The organism is Novosphingobium anseongense, from assembly GCF_037482895.1.
GTDB lineage: Bacteria > Pseudomonadota > Alphaproteobacteria > Sphingomonadales > Sphingomonadaceae > Novosphingobium > Novosphingobium anseongense.
In genome coordinates this window covers 1,025,642-1,046,331 of sequence record NZ_JBBHJZ010000001.1, presented here as the reverse complement: position 1 = coordinate 1,046,331, position 20,690 = coordinate 1,025,642, and the positions used below count along the sequence as shown (strand labels likewise).

The 20,690-nt window shown below is 66.1% G+C and carries 21 protein-coding genes; 9 read left to right on the top strand and 12 right to left on the bottom strand.

What is annotated here, in order from left to right:
• The first annotated feature begins 23 nt into the window (after positions 1-23).
• Complete coding sequence (lipA, locus tag WG901_RS05045; protein ID WP_339585915.1) at positions 24-971, top strand: lipoyl synthase; 948 nt, start codon at positions 24-26, stop codon at positions 969-971.
• Positions 971-1,426: a type II toxin-antitoxin system RatA family toxin gene (locus tag WG901_RS05040; RefSeq protein ID WP_339585914.1), complete on the top strand. Its 456-nt coding sequence runs from the start codon at positions 971-973 to the stop codon at positions 1,424-1,426. Before lipA ends, WG901_RS05040 begins: the two co-directional genes overlap by 1 nt.
• Positions 1,427-1,442: 16 nt before the next feature.
• Here WG901_RS05040 and WG901_RS05035 read toward each other — a convergent pair whose 3' ends face one another.
• The 4 genes from WG901_RS05035 to WG901_RS05020 form a co-directional block, all read right to left on the bottom strand.
• Positions 1,443-1,958, bottom strand: coding sequence for a CinA family protein (locus tag WG901_RS05035; RefSeq protein ID WP_339585913.1), 516 nt, complete (start codon positions 1,956-1,958; stop codon positions 1,443-1,445).
• Complete coding sequence (locus tag WG901_RS05030) at positions 1,958-2,377, bottom strand: hypothetical protein (protein WP_339585912.1); 420 nt, start codon at positions 2,375-2,377, stop codon at positions 1,958-1,960. The genes WG901_RS05035 and WG901_RS05030 overlap by 1 nt, the downstream gene beginning before the upstream one ends.
• A gap of 125 nt (positions 2,378-2,502) precedes the next feature.
• A complete protein-coding gene (locus WG901_RS05025) occupies positions 2,503-3,033 on the bottom strand; it encodes a hypothetical protein (RefSeq protein ID WP_339585911.1) in 531 nt (176 codons plus the stop codon).
• A gap of 5 nt (positions 3,034-3,038) precedes the next feature.
• Positions 3,039-4,190, bottom strand: a complete 1,152-nt coding sequence (locus WG901_RS05020) for a bifunctional 2-C-methyl-D-erythritol 4-phosphate cytidylyltransferase/2-C-methyl-D-erythritol 2,4-cyclodiphosphate synthase (RefSeq protein ID WP_339585910.1) — start codon at positions 4,188-4,190, stop codon at positions 3,039-3,041.
• Between the two features lie 74 nt (positions 4,191-4,264).
• On the opposite strand from WG901_RS05020, the gene dusB reads away from it, so the two are divergent.
• The 7 genes from dusB to hflX all read left to right on the top strand — a co-directional run bounded on the left by dusB (position 4,265) and on the right by hflX (position 13,624).
• The gene (gene dusB / locus WG901_RS05015) at positions 4,265-5,290 is read left to right on the top strand and encodes a tRNA dihydrouridine synthase DusB (protein WP_339585909.1); all 1,026 of its coding nucleotides are present in this window, start codon (positions 4,265-4,267) and stop codon (positions 5,288-5,290) included.
• Positions 5,287-6,420 carry a two-component system sensor histidine kinase NtrB gene (locus WG901_RS05010; RefSeq protein WP_339585908.1) on the top strand — a complete coding sequence of 378 codons (1,134 nt, stop codon included), beginning with the start codon at positions 5,287-5,289 and terminating at the stop codon, positions 6,418-6,420. Before dusB ends, WG901_RS05010 begins: the two co-directional genes overlap by 4 nt.
• Positions 6,417-7,832: a sigma-54-dependent transcriptional regulator gene (locus tag WG901_RS05005; RefSeq protein ID WP_339585907.1), complete on the top strand. Its 1,416-nt coding sequence runs from the start codon at positions 6,417-6,419 to the stop codon at positions 7,830-7,832. Before WG901_RS05010 ends, WG901_RS05005 begins: the two co-directional genes overlap by 4 nt.
• A gap of 76 nt (positions 7,833-7,908) precedes the next feature.
• Complete coding sequence (locus WG901_RS05000) at positions 7,909-10,137, top strand: sensor histidine kinase (protein WP_339585906.1); 2,229 nt, start codon at positions 7,909-7,911, stop codon at positions 10,135-10,137.
• A 25-nt stretch (positions 10,138-10,162) separates the two neighbouring features.
• Positions 10,163-11,563: a nitrogen assimilation response regulator NtrX gene (gene ntrX / locus WG901_RS04995; protein WP_339585905.1), complete on the top strand. Its 1,401-nt coding sequence runs from the start codon at positions 10,163-10,165 to the stop codon at positions 11,561-11,563.
• 142 nt (positions 11,564-11,705) lie between these two features.
• Positions 11,706-12,269, top strand: coding sequence for an RNA chaperone Hfq (hfq, locus tag WG901_RS04990; protein ID WP_339585904.1), 564 nt, complete (start codon positions 11,706-11,708; stop codon positions 12,267-12,269).
• 14 nt (positions 12,270-12,283) lie between these two features.
• On the top strand, positions 12,284-13,624 hold the full coding sequence (gene hflX, locus WG901_RS04985; protein ID WP_339585903.1) for a GTPase HflX: 1,341 nt from the start codon (positions 12,284-12,286) through the stop codon (positions 13,622-13,624).
• A 134-nt stretch (positions 13,625-13,758) separates the two neighbouring features.
• Here the strand turns inward: hflX and mazG are convergent, their stop codons facing one another.
• The 8 genes from mazG to WG901_RS04945 all read right to left on the bottom strand — a co-directional run bounded on the left by mazG (position 13,759) and on the right by WG901_RS04945 (position 20,658).
• The gene (mazG, locus tag WG901_RS04980; protein ID WP_339585902.1) at positions 13,759-14,544 is read right to left on the bottom strand and encodes a nucleoside triphosphate pyrophosphohydrolase; all 786 of its coding nucleotides are present in this window, start codon (positions 14,542-14,544) and stop codon (positions 13,759-13,761) included.
• A 61-nt stretch (positions 14,545-14,605) separates the two neighbouring features.
• Positions 14,606-14,776: a hypothetical protein gene (locus WG901_RS04975; protein WP_339585901.1), complete on the bottom strand. Its 171-nt coding sequence runs from the start codon at positions 14,774-14,776 to the stop codon at positions 14,606-14,608.
• Positions 14,773-15,552: an MBL fold metallo-hydrolase gene (locus tag WG901_RS04970; RefSeq protein ID WP_339585900.1), complete on the bottom strand. Its 780-nt coding sequence runs from the start codon at positions 15,550-15,552 to the stop codon at positions 14,773-14,775. Before WG901_RS04970 ends, WG901_RS04975 begins: the two co-directional genes overlap by 4 nt.
• Entirely contained in the window at positions 15,549-16,340 is a 792-nt protein-coding gene (locus tag WG901_RS04965; protein ID WP_339585899.1) for a TatD family hydrolase, read from the bottom strand. Before WG901_RS04965 ends, WG901_RS04970 begins: the two co-directional genes overlap by 4 nt.
• Positions 16,340-17,899: a methionine--tRNA ligase gene (gene metG, locus WG901_RS04960; RefSeq protein WP_339585898.1), complete on the bottom strand. Its 1,560-nt coding sequence runs from the start codon at positions 17,897-17,899 to the stop codon at positions 16,340-16,342. Before metG ends, WG901_RS04965 begins: the two co-directional genes overlap by 1 nt.
• Before the next feature lie 25 nt (positions 17,900-17,924).
• Entirely contained in the window at positions 17,925-18,899 is a 975-nt protein-coding gene (locus WG901_RS04955; RefSeq protein ID WP_339585897.1) for a DNA polymerase III subunit delta', read from the bottom strand.
• Positions 18,896-19,531 carry a dTMP kinase gene (gene tmk / locus WG901_RS04950; RefSeq protein ID WP_339585896.1) on the bottom strand — a complete coding sequence of 212 codons (636 nt, stop codon included), beginning with the start codon at positions 19,529-19,531 and terminating at the stop codon, positions 18,896-18,898. Before tmk ends, WG901_RS04955 begins: the two co-directional genes overlap by 4 nt.
• Positions 19,528-20,658, bottom strand: a complete 1,131-nt coding sequence (locus tag WG901_RS04945; RefSeq protein ID WP_339585895.1) for a D-alanyl-D-alanine carboxypeptidase family protein — start codon at positions 20,656-20,658, stop codon at positions 19,528-19,530. Before WG901_RS04945 ends, tmk begins: the two co-directional genes overlap by 4 nt.
• Between the last annotated feature and the right edge of the window lie 32 nt (positions 20,659-20,690).

Below are 20,690 nucleotides of genomic sequence, written 5' to 3'. Positions count from 1 at the left end.
CACAAGGCCCTATCTGGGGCGCGATGAACGACCTCTCCAGCGTCCCCCCGCAGCGACCCGATGGGCAGCCCGAACGCCAGCGCAAGCCCGACTGGATCCGCGTCAAGGCCCCGACCTCCAAAGGCTATGGCGAAACGCGCCAGCTCATGCGCGATCTGGGCCTAAACACGGTCTGCGAGGAAGCCGCCTGTCCGAACATCGGCGAGTGCTGGACCAAGAAGCACGCCACGGTGATGATCCTGGGCGACGTCTGCACGCGCGCCTGCGCCTTCTGCAACGTCAAGACCGGCATGCCGCGCAAGGTCGATGCCAGCGAGCCCGAGCACGTTGCAGAAGCCGCGGCCAAGATGGGGCTCGAGCATATCGTCATCACCTCGGTCGATCGCGACGATCTGCCCGACGGTGGCGCCAGCCAGTTCGTCAAGGTGATCGAGGCGCTGCGTCGCATGACGCCGAGCACCACGATCGAGATTCTGACGCCAGACTTCCGCAACAAGATGGAGCGGGCGGTCGAGGCGATCGTCACCGCGCGCCCCGACGTCTACAACCACAACCTCGAGACCGTACCGCGGCTCTATCCGACGATCCGCCCGGGTGCGCGCTACTATGCCTCGCTGCGGCTGCTCGAGCAGGTCAAGCGCCATGATCCGTCGATCTTCACCAAGTCCGGCGTCATGCTCGGGCTCGGCGAGGAGCGGCTCGAGGTTCACCAGGTCATGGACGACATGCGCTGCGCCGACATCGACTTCCTGACGATGGGCCAGTACCTGCAGCCGACCCAGCGTCACGCCAAGGTCATGGAATTCGTCACGCCGCAGGCCTTCGGTGCCTATGGCGCGATCGCCCGTTCGAAGGGCTTCCTCCAGGTGGCGGCCAGCCCGCTCACCCGATCGAGCTATCACGCGGGCGACGATTTCCGCCAGATGCGCGCCGCGCGCGAAGCGCAACTGGCCAAGACGCGTATCGTCTGATGCCCGGCATTCACGAAGTCCGGCAGCTCCCCTACAGCGCGGAGCAGATGTTCGATCTCGTCGCCGACGTCGGGCGCTATCCCGAATTCCTGCCGTGGATCATGGCGACGCGGGTGCGCTCGGACGACGGCACCGAGATGGTCGCCGACATGCTGATCGGCTTCTCGGCGATCCGCGAGAAGTTCACCTCGCGCGTCGAGAAGAACCGTCCTGGCGAACTGCGCGTGCATTATATAGACGGGCCTTTGCGCGATCTCGACAACCGCTGGCAGTTCCGCGCGCTGGGGCCGAGCGAGTGCGAGGTCGATTTCTCGGTGCAGTTCACCTTCCGCAACGCGCTGTTCGAGAAGCTGGCCGGCCAGTACCTCGACCGTGCCTTCCGCAAGATGGTCGCCGCCTTCGAGACGCGAGCAGCCGTGCTCTACGGCGACGCCGGCACGACCAGCGCCGCCTGACCCTTACGTAAATTCACTACTTTTCGGTCGGCGGCTCGGGCAACAGCAGTTCGAGCGCGACGATCGTCGCCTGGCGGCGCACCGCGGCACGGCTCGATCCGTCGAGCTGGCGTTCCTCGGCGTTGACCTCCTCGCTGCCGCGCACCGCGCGCGCGAAGGCCACGGTACCTACCGGCTTCATCTCGCTGCCGCCGTCGGGGCCGGCGATGCCGCTGATCGCCACGGCGACGTCGGCGCCAGAGTGCTTGAGCGCACCCTGGGCCATGGCCCAGGCGGTCGCGACCGAGACCGCGCCGAAGGTGTCGAGAATGTCGCCGGCGACGCCCAGCGTCTCGCGCTTGGACTCGTTCGAATAGGTTACGAAGCCGCGGTCGAGCACGGCAGACGAGCCGGCGATCTCGGTGATCGCGGCGCTGACCAGTCCACCGGTGCAGCTCTCGGCCAACGCGACCGTGCGGCCGGCGGCCACGTTTTCGGCCACCACCCGGCGTGCGAGTTCGACGATGTCGTCGGGAAGCAGGCTGTCGCTCATCATAGTGTCTCCCGCGGGCAGCTGCGCATCTTGCTATCCTTGCGTGCGACGGCGCTCAGGATCGTCGCGAGCAGGTTGACCGTCTGCTCCGCATTGAGCGGAGCGAGTGCCTCGGTGATGTCGTTGACCTCGCCGCAGGACGCGGGGCTGATCGAAATCTTCATCTTCTCGCTCATTGCCGCGTCGACGATAGGCCGCAGGGCCCTGTCCGAAAGGCTGGCGAACCGCTTCTCGTCGGCGCTGCCGCGGCTCATCTTGAGAAAGGCGGCCTTGGCGATGGGCCAGTTGCGCGTCTTCGCATCGGAAAGCTGGCTAGAGAGGCGTGGCAGTCCCGCGCGCAGATAGGCATCGGTCGGCAGGTGTGCTGCGCAGTTGCTGGTCACTTCCGTGATCACCTCAGGCAGAAAATAGCCGATCATCCCGCGCATCTCCGCCGGCGCTATGCAGGCGGGGGCCGGCGCAGCCTGGGCCGAAGCCGTCGAAATCAGCGCAAGGGCCGCGATGAGCGGACGAGCATGGCGATACATGACGTGCGTTCCGGCGATCAGGCGGCGCAGATGTTGATCGCGCCGAGCTTGGCACGTCCGCTCTTCGCGCCGAGCCCGACCGCGAGTGCGATCAGTTCGGCAGTGTTTTGCGCGGGCAGCGGCGCAAGCAGGCCGATCAGCCGGTCGATCGATCCGCAGCGGTCGAGCGGGACCTGCTGGCTGACCATGCCGGCAAGCAGCGGATCGAGCATCTGCTGCAGTGAGGCGTCGGGCATCGTGCGGATCAGTTCGTCGGCCTGCGGGTTGATCGTCGGGCTCAGCTTGAGGAAGGCCGCCTTGGCACGGGGCCAGGCTGCGGGCCGGCGCTCGGCATAGCGCTGTGCGAGCTGCGCGCCCTGTCGTGGCAGATAGGCATTGGCGCCGAGCGTCGAGGTGCAACGCTGGGTCGTGCCGTTGATCATGCTCGGCAGGGCATATTCGGCGAGGGCGGTGAACTCGCCCGGCGAGAGGCAGGGCGGCTCTGCCGCCTGCGCGAGCGCGGGCGTCAGTGTCAGCGCGGCTGCGGCGATGGCTGTGAAACGACGCATCGGGATCATCCTTCCATTCGCACGAGGCAGGCGACCGCCTGCGCGGCAATCCCTTCGCCGCGGCCGGTGAAGCCGAGCTTCTCGGTCGTCGTGGCCTTGACGCTTACCGCGCCGATGTCAACGCCGAGCAATTCGGCCAGCCGCGCGCGCATCGGCTCGCGATGGGGCCCGATCTTCGGCGCTTCGCATATGATGGTAACGTCGACATTGCCCACCGCGTAGCCCGCTTCGCCGACGAGCGAGACGGCATGGGCCAGGAATCGGTCGGACGAGACCCCGCGCCATTGCGGATCGCTTGGCGGGAAGTGCTGGCCGATATCCCCAGCGCCGATCGCGCCGAGCAGAGCATCGACGAGCGCGTGGATCGCGACGTCGGCGTCGCTGTGGCCGGCGAGCCCCTGGTGGTGATCGATACGAATGCCGTTGAGCCACAGCGCCTCGCCGTCTTCCAGGCGGTGGACGTCGTAACCCGTGCCGATCCGTACCGGTGGGAGGCTGGTCGGGAAGTCCGAGGCAAAGGTCAGCTTGTGCAGGGCTTCGTCTCCTTCGACCAGCGTGATGGCAATACCCGCAGCCTGGGCGACCTGCGCATCGTCGCCGGCATCGGGCGCGCCGGTCCACGATCGGTGCGCGGCGAGGATGTCGGGATAGCGGAAGGCCTGCGGAGTCTGCACCCGCCGCACGGCGTCGCGATCGGCGGGCTGTCCCATCATGACACCAGAGACATGGGTGAGACTGTCCACCACGGACAAGACGGGAATGGCGCCTGCGTGATCGGCCAGGGCTTCCCGCAAACGCCCGATGACCGGGGCTTTTAGCTGTGGCCGCGCGGCGTCATGGATGAGGACAAGCGCGGGATCGGCGGCTTCGAGCGCCTCGAGCCCGAGCCGCACCGATTCCTGTCGCGTCTGTCCCCCGGTTACCAGTAGGACGTCGAGCCCGGCCAGCGCGGTTTCAGCCTGTTCTTCGGCATTCTGAGGAATCACGACCACGACGGGCGAGACATTGGCCGCCAGAAGGGCCTCGACCGAATGGCGAACCACCGGCTTGCCGCGCCAGGGCGCGAACTGCTTGCGGAGTGGCTGACCCGCACGCAGCCCGGCGCCGGCGGCGACGACCACGGCAGCTGTGGGGCGGAATTCCTCGCTTGCGGACATGGCCGGCGGGTAGAGGCTTGCCGCGGCGAGAGCAATTCCCTATGTGCTGCCTGTTTTTTAGGCAGGTACACGCTTTGCTCCCGACACCGCCCGTTCTGAAGCCGATTTCGGTCGGTCCCGTCACCGTCGATTGCCCGGTGATCCTGGCGCCGATGACTGGCGTCACCGATCTGCCGTTCCGCAAGCTCGTGCGGCGCTTCGGCTCGGGGCTCAACGTGACCGAGATGATCGCCTCGCCCGCGGCCATCCGCGAGACGCGCCAGTCGATCCAGAAGGCCGCCTGGGACGCGATCGAAGAGCCCGTGTCGATGCAGCTCGTCGGCTGCACCCCGAACGAGATGGCCGAGGCCGCCAAGCTTTCCGAGCAGAAGGGCGCCGCGATCATCGACATCAACATGGGATGCCCCGTGCGCAAGGTGACCAGCGGCGACGCCGGCTCGGCGCTGATGCGCGATCTGCCGCTGGCGACGCGACTGATCGAGGCGACGGTCAAGGCCGTGTCGGTGCCGGTCACGGTCAAGATGCGCATGGGTTGGTGCCACGACAGCCTCAACGCCCCCGAACTCGCGCATATCGCGCAGGATCTGGGCGCCAAGCTGATCACGGTCCACGGTCGCACGCGCAACCAGATGTACAAGGGCGAGGCCGACTGGGCCTTCGTGCGCAAGGTCAAGGATGCGGTCTCGCTGCCGGTGATCGTCAACGGCGACATCTGCACGATCGAGGACGCCGCCAGGGCGCTCGACCAGTCGGGCGCCGACGGGCTGATGATCGGGCGGGGCGCCTACGGCAAACCCTGGCTGCTCGGCCAGGTCATGCATTGGCTGCGGACGGGCGCTGCGGTGGCCGACCCGACGCTGGCGGAACAGTACGCACTGATCCTCGAGCACTACGAGGGAATGCTCGCGCACTATGGCGCCGACACGGGCGTCAAGATGGCGCGCAAGCACCTCGGCTGGTACACGAAGGGCCTGCCGGGTTCGGCTGAATTCCGCAACAAGGTCAACTTCGTCGACGACGCGGCCGAGGTCGTGCGCATGCTCGGAGAATTCTACGGCCCGCTGCTCGATCGCCCCCTCGTCCAGCAACAGGCGGCATGAGCCCTAACGAGGCGCTCGTCGGAGGGGCGCCGGACGCCTATCGCCAGCTCGCGAGCCTGCCGCTGGCGATCGTCATGCTGGCGCCGGGGCTCGAGATCGCCGCGGCGAATCCCGCAGCCGAGCAATTCTTCGGCCAGAGCCTGCGCCGTCTGGTCGGCCGCTGCCTGACCGACCTGCTCGATTTCGAGCCGCACCTCGTAACCCGCATAAACGACAGCGAGACACCGGTTTCTGCGCGCGAGGTCAACGTCGTTGTCCCGGGACATGGCTCGCGACAATTGGACGTCACGGTCACCCCGATCGTCGATGAGCCGGGCTGGCAGATGGTGACCTTGCACGACACCAATGCCGAAGCTCTGGGCGAGGCGGCAGGCGGCGCCGACAATACCGTTCTGCGCGCGCCCGAGATCCTCGCCCACGAAATCAAGAATCCGCTCGCGGGAATCCGCGGTGCGGCGCAGTTGCTGGGCCGCAAGGTCGGCGACAAGGAGCGCGCCCTGACCACGCTGATCGCCGATGAGGTCGATCGGATCGCCAAGCTTATCGATGAAATGCAGACGCTTAGTCGCCAAACTTTGGCGCCGGTCGAGCCCTGCAATCTCCACGAGGCAGCGCGGCGCGCCGTGGCCGTCATGGATGCTGCCGGAGGGAAGGGCGCGCGGATCGAGGAGGAATTCGACCCCTCGCTGCCGCCCGTGCTCGGCTCGCCCGACGGCCTGGTCCAGGTGCTGATCAACCTGATCGCGAACGCGCGGGAAGCCTCGAGTGGCGCGGCCAAGCCGCGGGTCATCGTCCGGACACGCTTCGCCAGCGGTCTCCAGCTCCATTCGAGCCATTCGGGCAAGCCCGTGCGGCTGCCTATCGAGCTGCGTGTCAGCGACAACGGCCCGGGCGTCGATCCGGCAATGCGCGAACACATCTTCGATCCCTTTGTGACCACGAAAAAGACGGGGCAGGGGTTGGGCCTGGCGCTGGTGCGCAAGCTCGTGCGCGACATGAACGGCCGGATCAGCCACGAACGCGACGATGCCAAGGGCTGGACGCACTTCCGCCTGCATCTGCCGCTGGCCAGCGAGCCGCGTGGTAGGCGTCGAGAGAGCATGAACCGCGAGGGAGGTGAGGGCAAATGACCGTTCTGCTCGTCGAGGACGATGCCTCGATCGCGATCGTCATCACCGCCGCGCTCGAGGCCGAGGGTTTCGAGGTTGTGCACTGCGAGACGATTGGCGCACGCGACAATTTGCTTGCCGAGCACCGGTTTTCGGCGCTTGTCACCGATGTCATGCTGCCGGACGGCGACGGGATCGAAACGCTGGGTGCGGTCCACGAGCGCTTCCCCGCCATGCCGATCATCATTCTGTCGGCGCAGAACACGCTCGATACGGCGGTGCGTGCCAGCGACACGGGCGCTTTCGAATATTTCCCCAAGCCTTTCGACATCGACGAACTCGCGCGGACCGTCCGTCAGGCGGTCGGTGCAGGGGCGGCTTCCCCCGAAAGCGTCGAGGATGCTGCGATCGGCGAGGGGCTGCCTCTGGTGGGCCGCAGTGCGGCGATGCAGACCGTTTATCGCATGATCACGCGGGTCCTGCGCAACGACCTGACCGTATTGATCCTCGGCGAATCCGGCACGGGCAAGGAATTGGTGGCCGAGGCGATCCACCAACTGGGCGGTCGTCGCGATGGGCCTTTCGTCGCGGTCAACACCGCCGCGATTCCCGCCGAACTCATCGAATCCGAGCTTTTCGGCCACGAAAAGGGCGCTTTCACCGGCGCCGTGGCGCGTCATCTCGGCAAGTTCGAACAAGCTGAGGGCGGCACGCTGTTTCTCGACGAGATCGGCGATATGCCGATGCAGGCGCAGACGCGGCTGCTGCGCGCGCTGCAGTCAGGCTCGATACGCCGCGTCGGCGGCCGCGAGGAGGTCAAGGTCGACGCCCGCATCGTTGCGGCCACCAACAAGGATCTCGAACCGCTGATCGCCGCAGGCCAGTTTCGCGAGGATCTCTATTATCGGCTCAACGTCGTCCCGATCACCTTACCCGCGCTGCGCGAACGGACCGACGACATTCCGGCCCTGGCGCGGCATTTCCTCAAGGCCGCTGCTACCGAAGGGCTGCCCCGCCGCCAACTGTCGGGCGACGCCGCCGATCTGCTCAGCCGTCAGTCGTGGCGCGGAAACGTCCGGGAACTGCGCAATTTCGTATATCGCCTGGCGCTGTTGGCGCGCGAGGACACGATCGACGCCGCCAATCTCAAACCGCTGCTCGATCAGATGCGTCCCGCGCCAGCCGAGCCGGGCGAGGGCGATGCGATTGACACCGCGGTCAGTCGTTGGCTCGCCGAAGTACGCCCGGTGTCAGGAACCGTCTACGACGCCGCGCTGGCCGCTTTCGAACGCCCGCTTTTTGCGGAAATTCTGCGGGAAACCGGTGGCAATCAGGTCCGCGCAGCGCAGCAACTCGGCATCAATCGCAACACCTTGCGCAAGCGGCTCGGCGAACTGGCCCTCGATCCCGAAGAATTCGCCCGGCGCGGCTGATCCGGTCGGCGTTTGCGCCCCATCGGTGGAAAACACTCTTGCCGCGGGGCAACAGTAGTGTTGTAAGGTTGCAACGATGACCGCCGAACCATCCTCGCGCAATCGGCCTTGGCAGCGTCTGTGGCGGCGTGCCCAGGTCGCAGCGCGCCGCGCGAACTTCTTCGCGGTGATGGAAGTCGTTTCGGTCGTCGCATTCCTCATCATGACCGTGACGACCTGGATCGCCTTGGAATCCCAGGCGAAAAAGGGGCAATTGCTGCCGTCGGATCTGACGGCGACGCTTTTGATCGGCACTTTGGTGCCCGCCATGGCCATTCTGGTGCTGATCGGCCGCCGTATGGCCCTCAGACGGGCCGCAGAGACGATCGGCGGTACCGGGCGCATGCACGTGCGTCTGGTCTTCATTTTCTCGCTCATAGCCGCCGTGCCGACGCTTCTCGTCGTCGTCTTTGCCTCCTGGCTGTTCCAATCGGGCGTCGAATTCTGGTTTTCTGACAATTCGCGCGGCTTGCTCGAAAACGCCAACAAGCTCGCACGCGGCTATTACGAGCAGACGCAGCGCGATGTCGGCTACGAATCGGTGGCCATGGCCGAGGATATGCGCGTCTTCCTCAGCGCCGAATCCACCGCCAGCCGCACGTTTGCGGAATTTTATTCGTATCAGGTGGTCAACCGGAAGCTCAACGAGTCCGCCATCGTCCAGAAAGGTGCTGACGGCGAACTGCGCACCGCCGCGATCGTCGATCCCGAAGGCAACAACCAGCGTCCGCGCATCAGCCCCGACGTGCTGCGTCGGATCGATGGCGGCGAAGCGATGGTGATCAACGCCAACGCCAACAAGATCGAGGCTGTGACACCGATAGACAGGCGCGCCGGGATCTATCTCTACACGGCCAGAAGCTCGGATTTGTTGGCATTTACCCAGGGACAACGCGCGCAGAACATCGTGCGCGCCTACGAGGTGCTGACGAGCCGGGCGAGGGTGCTCCAGTTGCGCTTCAACGTCGCGCTGTTCGGGGCATCGCTAGCGCTCGTGGGGCTTTCGATCTGGTTCGGGCTGCGTTTCGCCGATCGCCAGGTGAAGCCGCTCTACGAACTCGTGGACGCGGCCAGACGCGTGGGGGCGGGCAATTATGCGCTGCGCGTCGAGGGGCGCACCGGTCCCGACGAGATCGGCCTGCTCAACCGCGCGTTCAACCGCATGAGCGCGCAGATCGAGCGGCAGACGCAGGATCTCGTGTCGGCCAACGAGCAGCTCCAGGAACGTCGCGCCTTCATGGAGGCCGTGCTGGAATCGGTCACGGCGGGTATCGTCGCGCTCGACGAGGCCGGGAACGTGCTGCTGATGAACAGCACGGCGCAGAAGCTGCTGTTCGAAAGTGCCGCGCCCGGCCCGCTGGGGCTTTCGCTGGCCGAAATCGCCCCGCAGCTCGCAAGCGTCGTGGAATCGGAGCTGTCCAGCGGTATCATCCAGTACGCCAAGGGCGGCGACCTGCTGACTCTCGCGGTCAAGGTCAGCCGCGACGCGCGCGGCCCCGTGGTCACTTTCGAGGACATCACCCGCCAGTTGCTCGATCAGCGCCAGGCCGCTTGGTCCGACGTCGCTCGGCGCATCGCCCACGAGATCAAGAACCCGTTGACGCCGATCCAGCTCGCCACCGAGCGGCTCAATCGCCGCTATGGCAAGCAGATCGAGACCGATCGGCCGCTGTTCGAGGAACTCACCGCCACGATCATCCGCCAAGTCGGCGATCTGCGGAAGATGGTCGACGAGTTTTCGTCCTTCGCGCGGCTGCCCAAGCCGGTTTTCCGCTCCGAGGATCCGGTCGCCCTCGCGCGGCAGGCGCTGTTCCTCCAGGAAGTGTCGCGGCCGGACATCGATTTCCGCTTTTCGGCGGAAGACGCGATCACCACCATCGCCTGCGATCGCCACCAGTTCGGTCAGGCGATGACCAATGTCCTCAAGAACGCCGTCGAGGCGATCGAAGCCAAGGCCAAGGCCGAAAGCGCCGATTTCCGGGGCATGATCGCGGTTACCATGGCGAATGTCCGCGAGACAGTCGTCGTGGCGATCGAGGACAACGGCATCGGCTTGCCACAGGATCGCGAGCGGATCATCGAGCCCTATGTGACCACGCGCGAGAAGGGGACAGGTCTCGGCCTCGCGATCGTCAACAAGATCGTCGAAGAGCATGGCGGCGACATGAGCTTCACCGCGATCGAAGGGGGTGGGGGCACTCGCGTGACGATGAGATTTGCTTGCGATCCGCTGGCCCAGCGGCGCGGATCGGAGGCGGCAGAATGAATATTTACAAGCACTTGGAGGAATCATGGCGCTCGATATCCTGATCGTCGACGACGAACGCGACATTCGCGAGCTCGTCGCCGGCGTGCTCAGCGATGAAGGCTACGATTGCCGCACCGCCGGCGACAGCCAGTCCGCGCTCGACGCGGTCGACGAGCGGCGTCCGTCGCTGGTGCTGCTCGACGTCTGGCTGCATGGCAGCGCCATGGACGGGCTCGAAGTGCTCGACGCGCTCAAGGTGCGCGAGCCTGATCTGCCGGTGATCATCTTCTCGGGCCACGGCAACATCGATACCGCCGTGGCCGCGATCAGCCGCGGCGCGGTCGATTTCATCGAAAAGCCCTTCGAGGCCGAGCGCCTGCTGCATCTCGTTGGAAAGGCTACGGAAACTGAGCGGCTTCGGCGCGAAAACGCGCGGTTGCGCCAGGATTTCTCGAACGTCGAGGAGTTCACCGGCAACTCGTCGGCGATCAATCAGGTGCGCGCCACGCTCAAGCGCGTCGCCAACACCGGCAGCCGTCTGCTGATCACCGGGCCGGCCGGCGTCGGCAAGGAGGTGGCAGCCCGCATGCTCCACGCCTGGAGCCCGCGCGCCGGCAATGCCTTCGTCAGCGTCAATTCGGCGCGGATCACGCCCGAACGCTTCGAGCAGGAGCTGTTCGGCGAGGAGACCGACGGCAGTCTGGTGCGCCCCGGATTGCTGGAAATGGCCGATGGCGGAACACTCTATCTCGACGAGGTGGCCGACATGCCGCTCTCGACACAGGCCCGGATTCTGCGGGTTTTGACCGAGCAGGCCTTCGTGCGGGTGGGCGGCCACCGGCAGCTTCGCGTCGACGTGCGGGTGGTGTCCTCGACCTCGCGCAATCTCGAGCGCGAGATCGCCGAGAGGCGCTTCCGGGAAGACCTGTTCTACCGGCTCAACGTCGTTCCCGTCACGGTTCCGGCGCTATCCGAGCGGCGCGACGACATCCCCGGCCTCGTGAACCACTTTTTTGCGCGCTACGCCAACGAGCAGGGTGTGATGCCGCCTGAGATCACCGCAGAGGCCATGACCGCCCTCCAGGCCTACGAATGGCCCGGAAACGTGCGGCAATTGCGCAATGTGGTCGAGCGCACGATCATCCTGACGCCCCGCGACAAGCTCGACCGGATCGAGTCCAACATGTTGCCGCCGGAAATCCTCAGCGGGCGGCTGCAGAGCGACTCGCTGATGTCGGCGATGATGGGCGTGCCCTTGCGCGAGGCGCGCGAGACCTTCGAGCGCGAATATCTCAAGGTCCAGATCCGGCGTTTTTCAGGCAACATCTCGAAGACCGCCGCGTTCATCGGCATGGAGCGTTCTGCGCTGCATCGCAAACTGAAGCTGCTCGGCATGGCCGAACGGCGGGAAGGCGCGTTCGAGGACGAGGATATGACCGCGTGATCTGAGGGCGTAGCGCGGCTGCAATCTTTGGCGTTTACGCAGTCGCAGCAAAAGTCTACGAATTCCGTCTCAGTAACGGTCCGGCAGCAAGCCGGACCAGATTGCGGACCGCATAAGCGGCCGCCAAGAAAAGGAGAAAGTGATGACAGGACGTACGCTTTCCGCGCGCCCTAAGCCGACGCCGCCCGCGTCGGAACAGCCGGTTGTTCCCGCCAGCGGGAACGGTAAGGGGCAGAACCTGCAGGACCAGTTCCTGAACCTGCTGCGCAAGAACAAGACCCCGGTCACCATGTTCCTGGTCAAGGGCGTCAAGCTCCAGGGCATCGTCACCTGGTTCGACAACTTCTCGATCCTGCTTCGCCGCGACGGTCAGTCGCAGCTCGTTTACAAGCACGCGATCTCTACGATCATGCCGTCGACGCCGATCGACGCGCGTCAGTTCGGCGCGGGTGCCGATGGCAGCAAGAAGCAGCGGCTGCTTCAGGACGTATTCCTGTCGAGCATCCGCAATGCGGGCGTGCAGGTGACCATGTTCCTGGTCAACGGCGTCATGCTCCAGGGCCGCGTCGCCGCCTATGACCTGTTCTGCATGCTGCTTGAGCGCGAAGGCTACGTCCAGCTCGCTTACAAGCACGCGGTCTCGACGATCCAGCCGGTCACGCCGGTCGATCTGACCGGTGAAAACGACGAGGACGACGAGGGCTGACCTCGCAGAAACCCATGGGACAAGAGGACCTGAAAGGCGAGGTTACCCGCGGCGCGCGGGCGGTCGTCGTCTGCCCGCAATTCCGCGGGCGCACCGGGGTTTCGGGCCCGGCGCAGGATGCCGAGGCCCGGCTCGAAGAGGGCAAGGGCCTTGCCGCCGCGATCGGTATCGAAGTGGTCGACGCCTTCATCATCCCGATCCGCGAAGCGCGTGCCGCCACGCTGTTCGGCGAAGGCCAGGTCGGCAACATCGCGATCGCCTGTACGCAGTCCGAGGCCGAACTGGTCATCGTCGACGGCGCGCTGACCGCGATCCAGCAGCGCAACCTCGAGGAAAAGCTGAAGCGCAAGGTCATCGACCGCACGGGGCTGATCCTCGAAATCTTCGGCGAGCGCGCAGCGACCGCCGAAGGCCGGCTCCAAGTCGAACTCGCGCATCTCGACTACCAGGCCGGTCGGCTCGTGCGCTCGTGGACCCACCTCGAGCGCCAGCGCGGCGGTTTCGGCTTCCTTGGCGGGCCGGGCGAGACGCAGATCGAGGCCGATCGCCGCATGATCCGCGACCGCATGGGCAAGTTGCGCCGCGAGTTGGACCAGGTCCGTCGCACGCGCGGCCTTCACCGCGACCGTCGCGAAAAGGCGCCCTGGCCCGTGGTCGCGCTGGTCGGCTATACCAACGCCGGTAAATCCACCTTGTTCAACCGCCTGACGGGCGCCTCGGTGATGGCCGAAAACCTGCTGTTCGCCACGCTTGACCCGACGATGCGCGCGGTGCGGCTGCCCGGTCTCGACAAGGCCATTCTGTCGGACACCGTGGGTTTCATCTCGGATCTCCCGACCCAGCTCGTCGCGGCGTTCCGCGCGACGCTCGAGGAAGTGACCGGCGCCGACGTGATCCTGCATGTCCGCGACATCGCCAACCCTGACACCGAGGCGCAGAAGCATCAGGTGCTCGCCGTTCTGACCGATCTTGGCCTGATAGAGCAGGAAGATCCCGAGGCGCTGCGCGTGCCGATCGTCGAGGTCTGGAACAAGTGGGACCTGCTCGCCCCAGATCGCGCCGAGGAGCTCCGGGAGATCATGGCTCACGAGTCCGAAGAAGCGATCGTTCCGGTCTCGGCGCTGACCGGGGAGGGCTGCGACGACCTGCTCGAGACCGTCAGCCGCCTGTTGACGTCCGACGCCCAGACTTACAGCTTCGTGCTTCCCGCCGGGGAAGGGCAGAGGCTCGCCTGGCTGCATGCTCATGGCGAGGTTCTGGCCGAAGATTCCGCCGGTGAGGCGGAGGAGGGTCCCTCGATCCGTGTCAAGGTGAGACTTTCGCCACGCGAGATGGGGCGGTACTCTCGCCTGTAGGGGCCCTGTGAGGCGCCGTGACGAGCGCTTGGCTGGGCGAGTGCGGTTTAAGGTCTGTTGGCGCTGCAGAGTGCCTCTGGGGCGATTTTAAAGCCTATTGGGCGTGGTGATTTGCTGCTCGAGTCGTTCGATTTCTATTTTTGCCGTTCTTGCGCCTTCACGATGGTCCATAGATCTTCCTGCCGATCGAGTTTCATCTCGGCGAAATCCTCGCCGCGCGCCTTGGCAATCATTTCCATCGCGCGAAACCGACGCTCGAATTTGTCAGTGGCGTCGCGCAGCGCATCCTCCGGCGGGATGCCATAGGCGCGTACGAGATTGACCGCGGCAAACAGAAGGTCGCCAGCTTCCTGCTGGCGGGAACTTTCATCGGCTTCGGCGAGTTCGGACATCTCCTCGACGACCTTGGCTGCCGGACCGGCGGGATCGGGCCAGTCGAAGCCGACCCTCGCAGCTCGTTTCTGAAGCTTCTCCGCTCGCATAAGCGCCGGCAGTGCCATGGCAACACCATCGAGCGCGCTCGTCGCACCTTGGGCTGCGCGTTCCGCGGCCTTCAATTCCTCCCAGCGGCGCTTCTGCGTCTGGCCGTCGTCGGCGGCATCGCCGAAGATGTGTGGATGGCGTGCTTCGAGCTTGCCGGCAATCGCCGCAGCCACGTCCTGAAAGGCAAAGTGTCCGGCTTCCTCGGCCATGCGCGCGTGGAATACGACCTGGAGCAGCAGATCGCCGAGTTCGTCGCGCAACGCGCGCAGGTCCTGGCGTTGGATTGCGTCCGCGACCTCGTAGGCTTCCTCGATCGTATAGGGCGCGATCGAGGCGAAGTCCTGGGCGCGATCCCACTCGCAGCCCTTCACCGGATCGCGCAGCCGCGCCATGATGCCGAGCAGGCGGTCGAGGGGAGTTTGCGGGTTCTGGGTCATGTTGGAATGATAATATATATTATGTTAAATTGAGGCTGGACAAACGGCGCCCTCGCAGGGGTCATGCCGCGAAACGCCCGAGGATGAAAGCCAGCGCGGTGATGATCGCGATCCAGACCACGGCCATCACGGCCTTGTTCTCGAAGCTAAGCCCACGCGATTGCAAGCCGCGCACGGCCAGGAACAAGGCGGCCGTGGCGCTGAGCAGCATCACGACCAGGCCCGCGGTCATGCCGAGAGCTCCAGCCCGTCGTAGCCGACCTCCACATACGGCGGCACTTCGCGGCTCAGCTCGGCATAGTCCATCGACTTGTCGAGATGCGTCATAACCGCGCGGCGCACGCGCGCGGCCTCGGCCAGTTCGAGCGCCATGCCCAGGTGCGCGTGCGTCGGATGCGGTTCGCGGCGCAGGCAGTCGATCACCAGGATGTCGCAGCGATCGAACAGCGCGACCATCTCGGCGGTGACCGCGCTGAAATCGGTGGCATAGCCGATCGAGGCGCCGTCGGCCTCGAAGCGATAGGCGGTCGACTGCGCCGGCCCGTGCGGCATCTGGCAGAACGAGACGCCAAAGCCGACGCACATGCGCAGGCGGCTGAGGTTGTCGAGCTCGACGATCGTCGGATAGCCGTGCTCTCCGGCGAAGACGTAGGAGAAGCGCTGGCGCAGCCGCCGCACGGTTTCGTCGGCGGCATAGCCGAGCAGCGGCCCACCGCGGCCATAGCGCATCGGCCGCAGGTCATCGATGCCGTGGACGTGATCGGCATGGTCGTGCGTCCAGAACACCGCGTCGAGCTTCTCGATGCCGTTGGCTAGAAGTTGCGCCCGCAGATCGGGTGACGTGTCGATGAGAATCCGGCGGCCGTCGTTGCTCTCGACGACGATCGAAACGCGTGTGCGGCGGTTCTTGGGCTCGTTCGGGTCGCAGAGCCCCCAATCGCCTCCGGGCACGTCGCCGACCCTCGGCACGCCGGTCGAAGTCCCGCAGCCGAGCATGCGCAACTTCACGGCGCAACCTCGCTCAACTTCGCCTTGGAGAACAGTTCGAAGAAGTTGCGCGTCGTGTTTTCGGCCAGTTCCGCGGGGTCCTCGCCGCGCAACTTGGCGACGAAGCGCGCGGTGTCGGCCGTGAAAGCCGGCTCGCAGGTCTGGCCGCGATGCGGGATCGGCGCGAGGAACGGCGCGTCGGTTTCGACGAGGATCCTGCCGGCGGGAAGTTTTGCGGCGACCTCCTGGAGGTCCTTGGCGTTCTTGAAGGTGACGATGCCCGAAAGCGAGATGTAGAGCCCGAGGTCGAGCACAAGTTGCGCGAAATGGGCCGAGGCCGTGAAGCAGTGGATCAGCGCGGGAAAGGCCCCCTGCTCCATCTCCTCAGCCAGGATCCGCGCGGTGTCGTCTTCGGCGTCGCGCGTGTGCACGATCAGCGGCAGCCCGGTTTCGCGCGCGACGCCGATGTGTGTGCGGAACAGTCCCTGCTGGGTTTCACGGTCCGAATGGTCGTAATAGTAGTCGAGCCCGGTCTCGCCGATGGCGACGACCTTGGGATGCGCCGCGGCCTCGAGCAGCGCCGTAGCGCCGAGATCGGCGTGGGCGTCGGCTTCGTGCGGATGGATGCCGACGCTGGCCCATACATTGGTCTCACGCGCGGCCGTGGCGATCACCTGGTCCCATTCGCGCTGGCGCGTCGAGATGTTGAGGAAACCGCCGATTCCGGCCTCCCTGGCGCGCGCGATGACGCCCGCCTGGTCCTCGACGAGGCCCTTGTATTCGAGATGGCAGTGCGAATCGATCAGCATCAGGCGTCTTCGGCTGGCAGTTCGAGCCGCGGGAACACGCCGACCGGTTGCGAGACCACGAAGCCGCTCGCGACGAGATCGGCAAACCAGGCGGAATTGGCCAGCGCCGCGAAGTCGCGCCGGTCCGCAGCGACGCCTATCTGGTCGAGCAACTTGTCCGCCGAGGCTGGCACGACGGGCCGCACGGCGATGGCCAGGTCGCGCACGCAGCGGAACAGCGTCATCAGCACGGCGGCCATGCGCGCGGGATCGGTCTTGCGCAAAGTCCACGGCGCCTGCTCGTCAACGTACTGATTACAGGCAAAAACGGCCTTCATCCAGGCTTCCAGGCCATCGCTGAACGCAAGCGCATCGAAATGGGTCTGCAACGCGGTGATTCCGCCCTGCACCGCCTCTGCAAGGGCCTGATCGGCAGGCGCAACTTCGCAATCGGCGCGCAACTGGCCGTCGAGGTTCTTGAAGATCATCGACAGCGAGCGTTGCGCCAGGTTGCCGAAGGAGTTGGCCAGCTCGGCATTGGCGCGCGTGACGATCGCCTCGGGCGAATAGGAGCCGTCCTGGCCGAAGGCGACCTCGCGCAGGAGGAAGTAGCGCAAGGTGTCGACACCGTAGCGCTCGGCCAGTTCGACCGGGTCGGTGACGTTGCCGAGCGACTTCGATTCCTTCAGGCCGCGGTTGAGCAGGAAGCCGTGACCGAAGACCTGCCTGGGCAGCTCGAGCCCGGCGCTCCACAGGAAGGCCGGCCAGTAGACCGCGTGGAAGCGGACGATGTCCTTGCCGATCAGGTGCAGGTCGGCCGGCCACCATTTGGCCATGTCCGCGGTGTCATCGGGAAAACCGAGGCCTGTCAGATAGTTGGTCAGCGCGTCGACCCAGACGTACATGACGTGGCCGTCGCTGCCGGGCACCTTGACGCCCCAGTCGAAGCTCGTGCGCGAGACCGAAAGATCGCGCAGTCCGCCTTCGACGAAGCGCGCGACCTCGTTGCGGCGGCTGTCGGGCAGCAGGAACGCAGGATTGTCGTCGTAGAGCGCGAGCAGCCGGTCGGCGTACTTCGAGAGACGGAAGAACCAGGATTCCTCGACGGTCCACTCGACCGGGGTGCCTTGGGGAGACAACTTCTCGCCCCCTTCCCCTGCGGTCAGTTCGCTCTCGTCGTAATAGGCCTCGTCGCGGACCGAGTACCAGCCCTCGTAGCGGTCGAGATAGAGGTCGCCGCTGGCTTCCATGCGCTGCCACAGTGCCTGGCTGGCCTTGTGATGACGGTCTTCGCTGGTGCGCAGGAAGACATCGTATGACACCGCGAGGCAATTGCACATGTCGATGAAATGCTGGGACATTTCATCAGCCAGCGCCTTGGGGGTAATGCCCAGGTCGCGCGCCTTCTGCGCCATCTTGAGGCCGTGCTCGTCGGTACCGGTCTGGAAACGGACATCGAAACCCTGCGCACGCTTGAACCGGGCCATGACGTCGGCCGCGATCGCCTCGTAGGCGTGGCCGATGTGCGGCTTGCCGTTGGGATAGCTGATGGCGGTCGTCAGGTAATAGGGTTCGGCCATGGGGCGCGTGCGATCTCTCAAGTTTTCAGGTTGCCGCCTCTCTAGGCACGGCGGCCGAGGCCAGCAACCCGCCAATCTCCATGATAAGCAGGCCTGGGTCGAAATTGTAGGTCGGCGCCTGACCCGCGAGCCGGGTGACCGCCTCGTGCGCGGCGATCAGCTTGAGCTGGCGCGGGCGCGGCGCCGAGGCGAGGTCTTCGGCCAGGGTCGCGCGCGCCAGATCGAGCGTGGCGAGCACGCGATCGCGGTCCGGCCGCGCGCCGATCGCTTCCGAAAGCGCGCCGCGCAAGGTGAAACCGGGATCGCCCTCGCGCATGATCCGCTGCATCAGCCCGTGCAACGGGCCGAGATCGCGCCCGACGAAGGCCAGCGCCGCACCTGGCGAGCCGGCGGCGGCGGCGACCGCGGCGGCGCGCGTGGCGCTGTCGGCTGCAGGCTCCTCGCGGCGCAGCACGGCGTCGACCTGGGCGGCGTCGAGTGCGGGAAACCGCAGAATCCGGCAGCGCGAGCGCACCGTCGGCAGCAAACGGCCCGGCTGATGCGTCACCAGCAGGAAATAGGTGCCGGCCGGCGGCTCCTCGAGGCTCTTGAGCAGCGCGTTGACCGAGGCCTTCTCGAGCCCGTCGGCCGGATCGATGATCACCGCGCGGCGGCTGCCCAGGGTCGGGCGCGTGACGAGCCGGCTCTGCATGCGGCGGATCTGGTCGACCGAGATGTTGCGCTTGGTCTGGTAGGGCTTGCCCTCGTCGCGCTTCTTCTCCTCGTCGTCGTTTGCGGGCAGCGGATCGAGCAGCAGGATGTCGGGATGCGCGCCCTCGGGCTGGTGCACTCCGGGCTCGGCAACGAGCGCGCGCGCCGCCGCGCGAGCGAACATGCCCTTCCCCAGACCTTTGGGTCCGGCGAGGATCCAGCCGTGGTGCATGCGCGTGGATTCGAGCGCGGCTGTCCATTCGCGCCAGGCGCCGTCATGGCCCAAAAGCCCGCTGTCCCGTGGTGTCATAAGGCGGACAACAGAGGAGACAGTGCGGACAGGACCGCGGCATGGGCCTGATCGGCGCTGCCCGCGGCGTCGATCCGGGCGAAGCGCGCGGGCTCGCTCTCGGCGAATTGGGCGAAGGCCTGTGCGACGCGCGCGTGATAGGCGGGCTCGCGCCCGCCGATCCGGTCGCTGCCGCCGGTGTCGCGCGCGGACAGGCGGGCTTCGACGACCGCGGGCGGTGCTTCGAGCAGCAGGGTCAGGTCCGGCAACAGTCCCTGACTGCCGATCCGGTGCAATTCGCCGATGTCTTCATCGGACAGACCGCTGCCGCCGCCCTGATAGGCGCGGCTCGAATCCAGGAAACGATCGCAGATGACCCATTGTCCGCGGGACAAGGCCGGGCGGATCAGGCGTTCGACATGATCCGAGCGCGCGGCAGCGAAAAGCAACGCCTCGGCGCGCGGGTTCCAGCCCTCGCCGTCGAGCCCGAGCAGCAGGCCGCGGATGATCTCGGCGCCCGGCGTGCCACCGGGCTCGCGTGTGACGACGACTTCGATGCCGCGTGCACGCAAGGCATCAGCGAGCAGCCGGGTCTGGGTCGACTTGCCCACCCCTTCCCCGCCTTCGAGCGCGATGAATTTGCCTGCGATCATGAGAACAGTCCCATGACACCGTTCACCAGCCGGTCAAGCGGCCCAGCCTTGTCCACCGAGACAGCGGCGTAGAGCGGCAGGCGGCTTGGCGGCGCGTTACCGGCGCGGATTTCGAGCTCGGCGACCTGCACACCCTTGGCGATCGGCGCGACGAGCGGACCGCGGTAGTGGACGGTCAGCGAAATGGGCCCGCTCTCACCTTTCTGCAGGGTGGCTGCGAGCGCACGCGAGGTGACCAGCGGGACATCGCGCGCGTCGCCGGCCTGGACCACGGCCTTGCCGACGGATGCGCCCTTGGCGAACAGCGGGCGATCGTGCCATTCGGAAAAACCCCATTCGAGCAGCGCGCGCGAGGCCTTCGCCCGCTCGGCTTCGCTCTTCGCGCCGGCGACCACCATGATCAGGCGGCGGCCATCGCGCTCGGCCGAGCCGAGGAAATTGTAGCCGGCTTCGTTGGTGTGCCCGGTCTTGATGCCGTCGGCGCCGCGGACCACCCCGACGGTAGGATCGTGGCTTGTGAGTTCGACTCCGTTCCAGGTCATCCGCTTCTGGCCGAAGTAGCGGCGGTATAGATCGGGATGTCGCGTGATCGTCGCTTCGCCGAGCGTGACGAGATCGCGTGCGGTGACATGGGTCGCGCCCTTGTCGGGCCAACCGTTTGGCGTGGCGAAATGGCTACCGCTCATGCCAAGCGTCTGCGCAGCGCGATTCATCAGCGCGCACCAGCGCGGCACGTCGCCCGCGTGGCTTTCGGCAAGAACCACCGAAGCATCGTTGGCCGAAGCCGTGGCGACGCCATGGAGCAAGGCATCGACGGTGATCTGATCTCCGCCTTTCAGATACATCGATGTACCGCGGCCATTCCACTGGCGCGCGGTGGCATCGCTCACGGCGAATTGGCGGTCAGATGGGAGCCGACTGGCGGCCATTTCCTCGAAGGCGACATAGGCGGTCATCACCTTGGCCATCGAGGCGGGCACGAAGCGCAGGTCTTGCTGGCGTGCGTAGAGCGTGCGACCCGAATTCATGTCGACCAACAGGGCGACCGGAATATTGGCCAGTTCTTCGGGCGGCGTCGGTATCCTCGCAGCCGCCGGCATCGCGATCAGCGCCGGAACGAGCAACATGGCCAGGGATCTTCGCAACAATCACGCTCCGG

Coding starts and splice junctions, on each gene's coding strand:
- lipA (WP_339585915.1), top strand. CDS start 24: ATGAACGACCTCTCCAGCGTCCCCCCGCAGCGACCCGATGGGCAGCCC.
- WG901_RS05040 (WP_339585914.1), top strand. CDS start 971: ATGCCCGGCATTCACGAAGTCCGGCAGCTCCCCTACAGCGCGGAGCAG.
- WG901_RS05035 (WP_339585913.1), bottom strand. CDS start 1,958: ATGAGCGACAGCCTGCTTCCCGACGACATCGTCGAACTCGCACGCCGG.
- WG901_RS05030 (WP_339585912.1), bottom strand. CDS start 2,377: ATGATCGGCTATTTTCTGCCTGAGGTGATCACGGAAGTGACCAGCAAC.
- WG901_RS05025 (WP_339585911.1), bottom strand. CDS start 3,033: ATGCGTCGTTTCACAGCCATCGCCGCAGCCGCGCTGACACTGACGCCC.
- WG901_RS05020 (WP_339585910.1), bottom strand. CDS start 4,190: ATGTCCGCAAGCGAGGAATTCCGCCCCACAGCTGCCGTGGTCGTCGCC.
- WG901_RS05010 (WP_339585908.1), top strand. CDS start 5,287: ATGAGCCCTAACGAGGCGCTCGTCGGAGGGGCGCCGGACGCCTATCGC.
- WG901_RS05005 (WP_339585907.1), top strand. CDS start 6,417: ATGACCGTTCTGCTCGTCGAGGACGATGCCTCGATCGCGATCGTCATC.
- WG901_RS05000 (WP_339585906.1), top strand. CDS start 7,909: ATGACCGCCGAACCATCCTCGCGCAATCGGCCTTGGCAGCGTCTGTGG.
- ntrX (WP_339585905.1), top strand. CDS start 10,163: ATGGCGCTCGATATCCTGATCGTCGACGACGAACGCGACATTCGCGAG.
- hfq (WP_339585904.1), top strand. CDS start 11,706: ATGACAGGACGTACGCTTTCCGCGCGCCCTAAGCCGACGCCGCCCGCG.
- hflX (WP_339585903.1), top strand. CDS start 12,284: ATGGGACAAGAGGACCTGAAAGGCGAGGTTACCCGCGGCGCGCGGGCG.
- mazG (WP_339585902.1), bottom strand. CDS start 14,544: ATGACCCAGAACCCGCAAACTCCCCTCGACCGCCTGCTCGGCATCATG.
- WG901_RS04975 (WP_339585901.1), bottom strand. CDS start 14,776: ATGACCGCGGGCCTGGTCGTGATGCTGCTCAGCGCCACGGCCGCCTTG.
- WG901_RS04965 (WP_339585899.1), bottom strand. CDS start 16,340: ATGCTGATCGATTCGCACTGCCATCTCGAATACAAGGGCCTCGTCGAG.
- metG (WP_339585898.1), bottom strand. CDS start 17,899: ATGGCCGAACCCTATTACCTGACGACCGCCATCAGCTATCCCAACGGC.
- WG901_RS04955 (WP_339585897.1), bottom strand. CDS start 18,899: ATGACACCACGGGACAGCGGGCTTTTGGGCCATGACGGCGCCTGGCGC.
- tmk (WP_339585896.1), bottom strand. CDS start 19,531: ATGATCGCAGGCAAATTCATCGCGCTCGAAGGCGGGGAAGGGGTGGGC.
- WG901_RS04945 (WP_339585895.1), bottom strand. CDS start 20,658: ATGTTGCTCGTTCCGGCGCTGATCGCGATGCCGGCGGCTGCGAGGATA.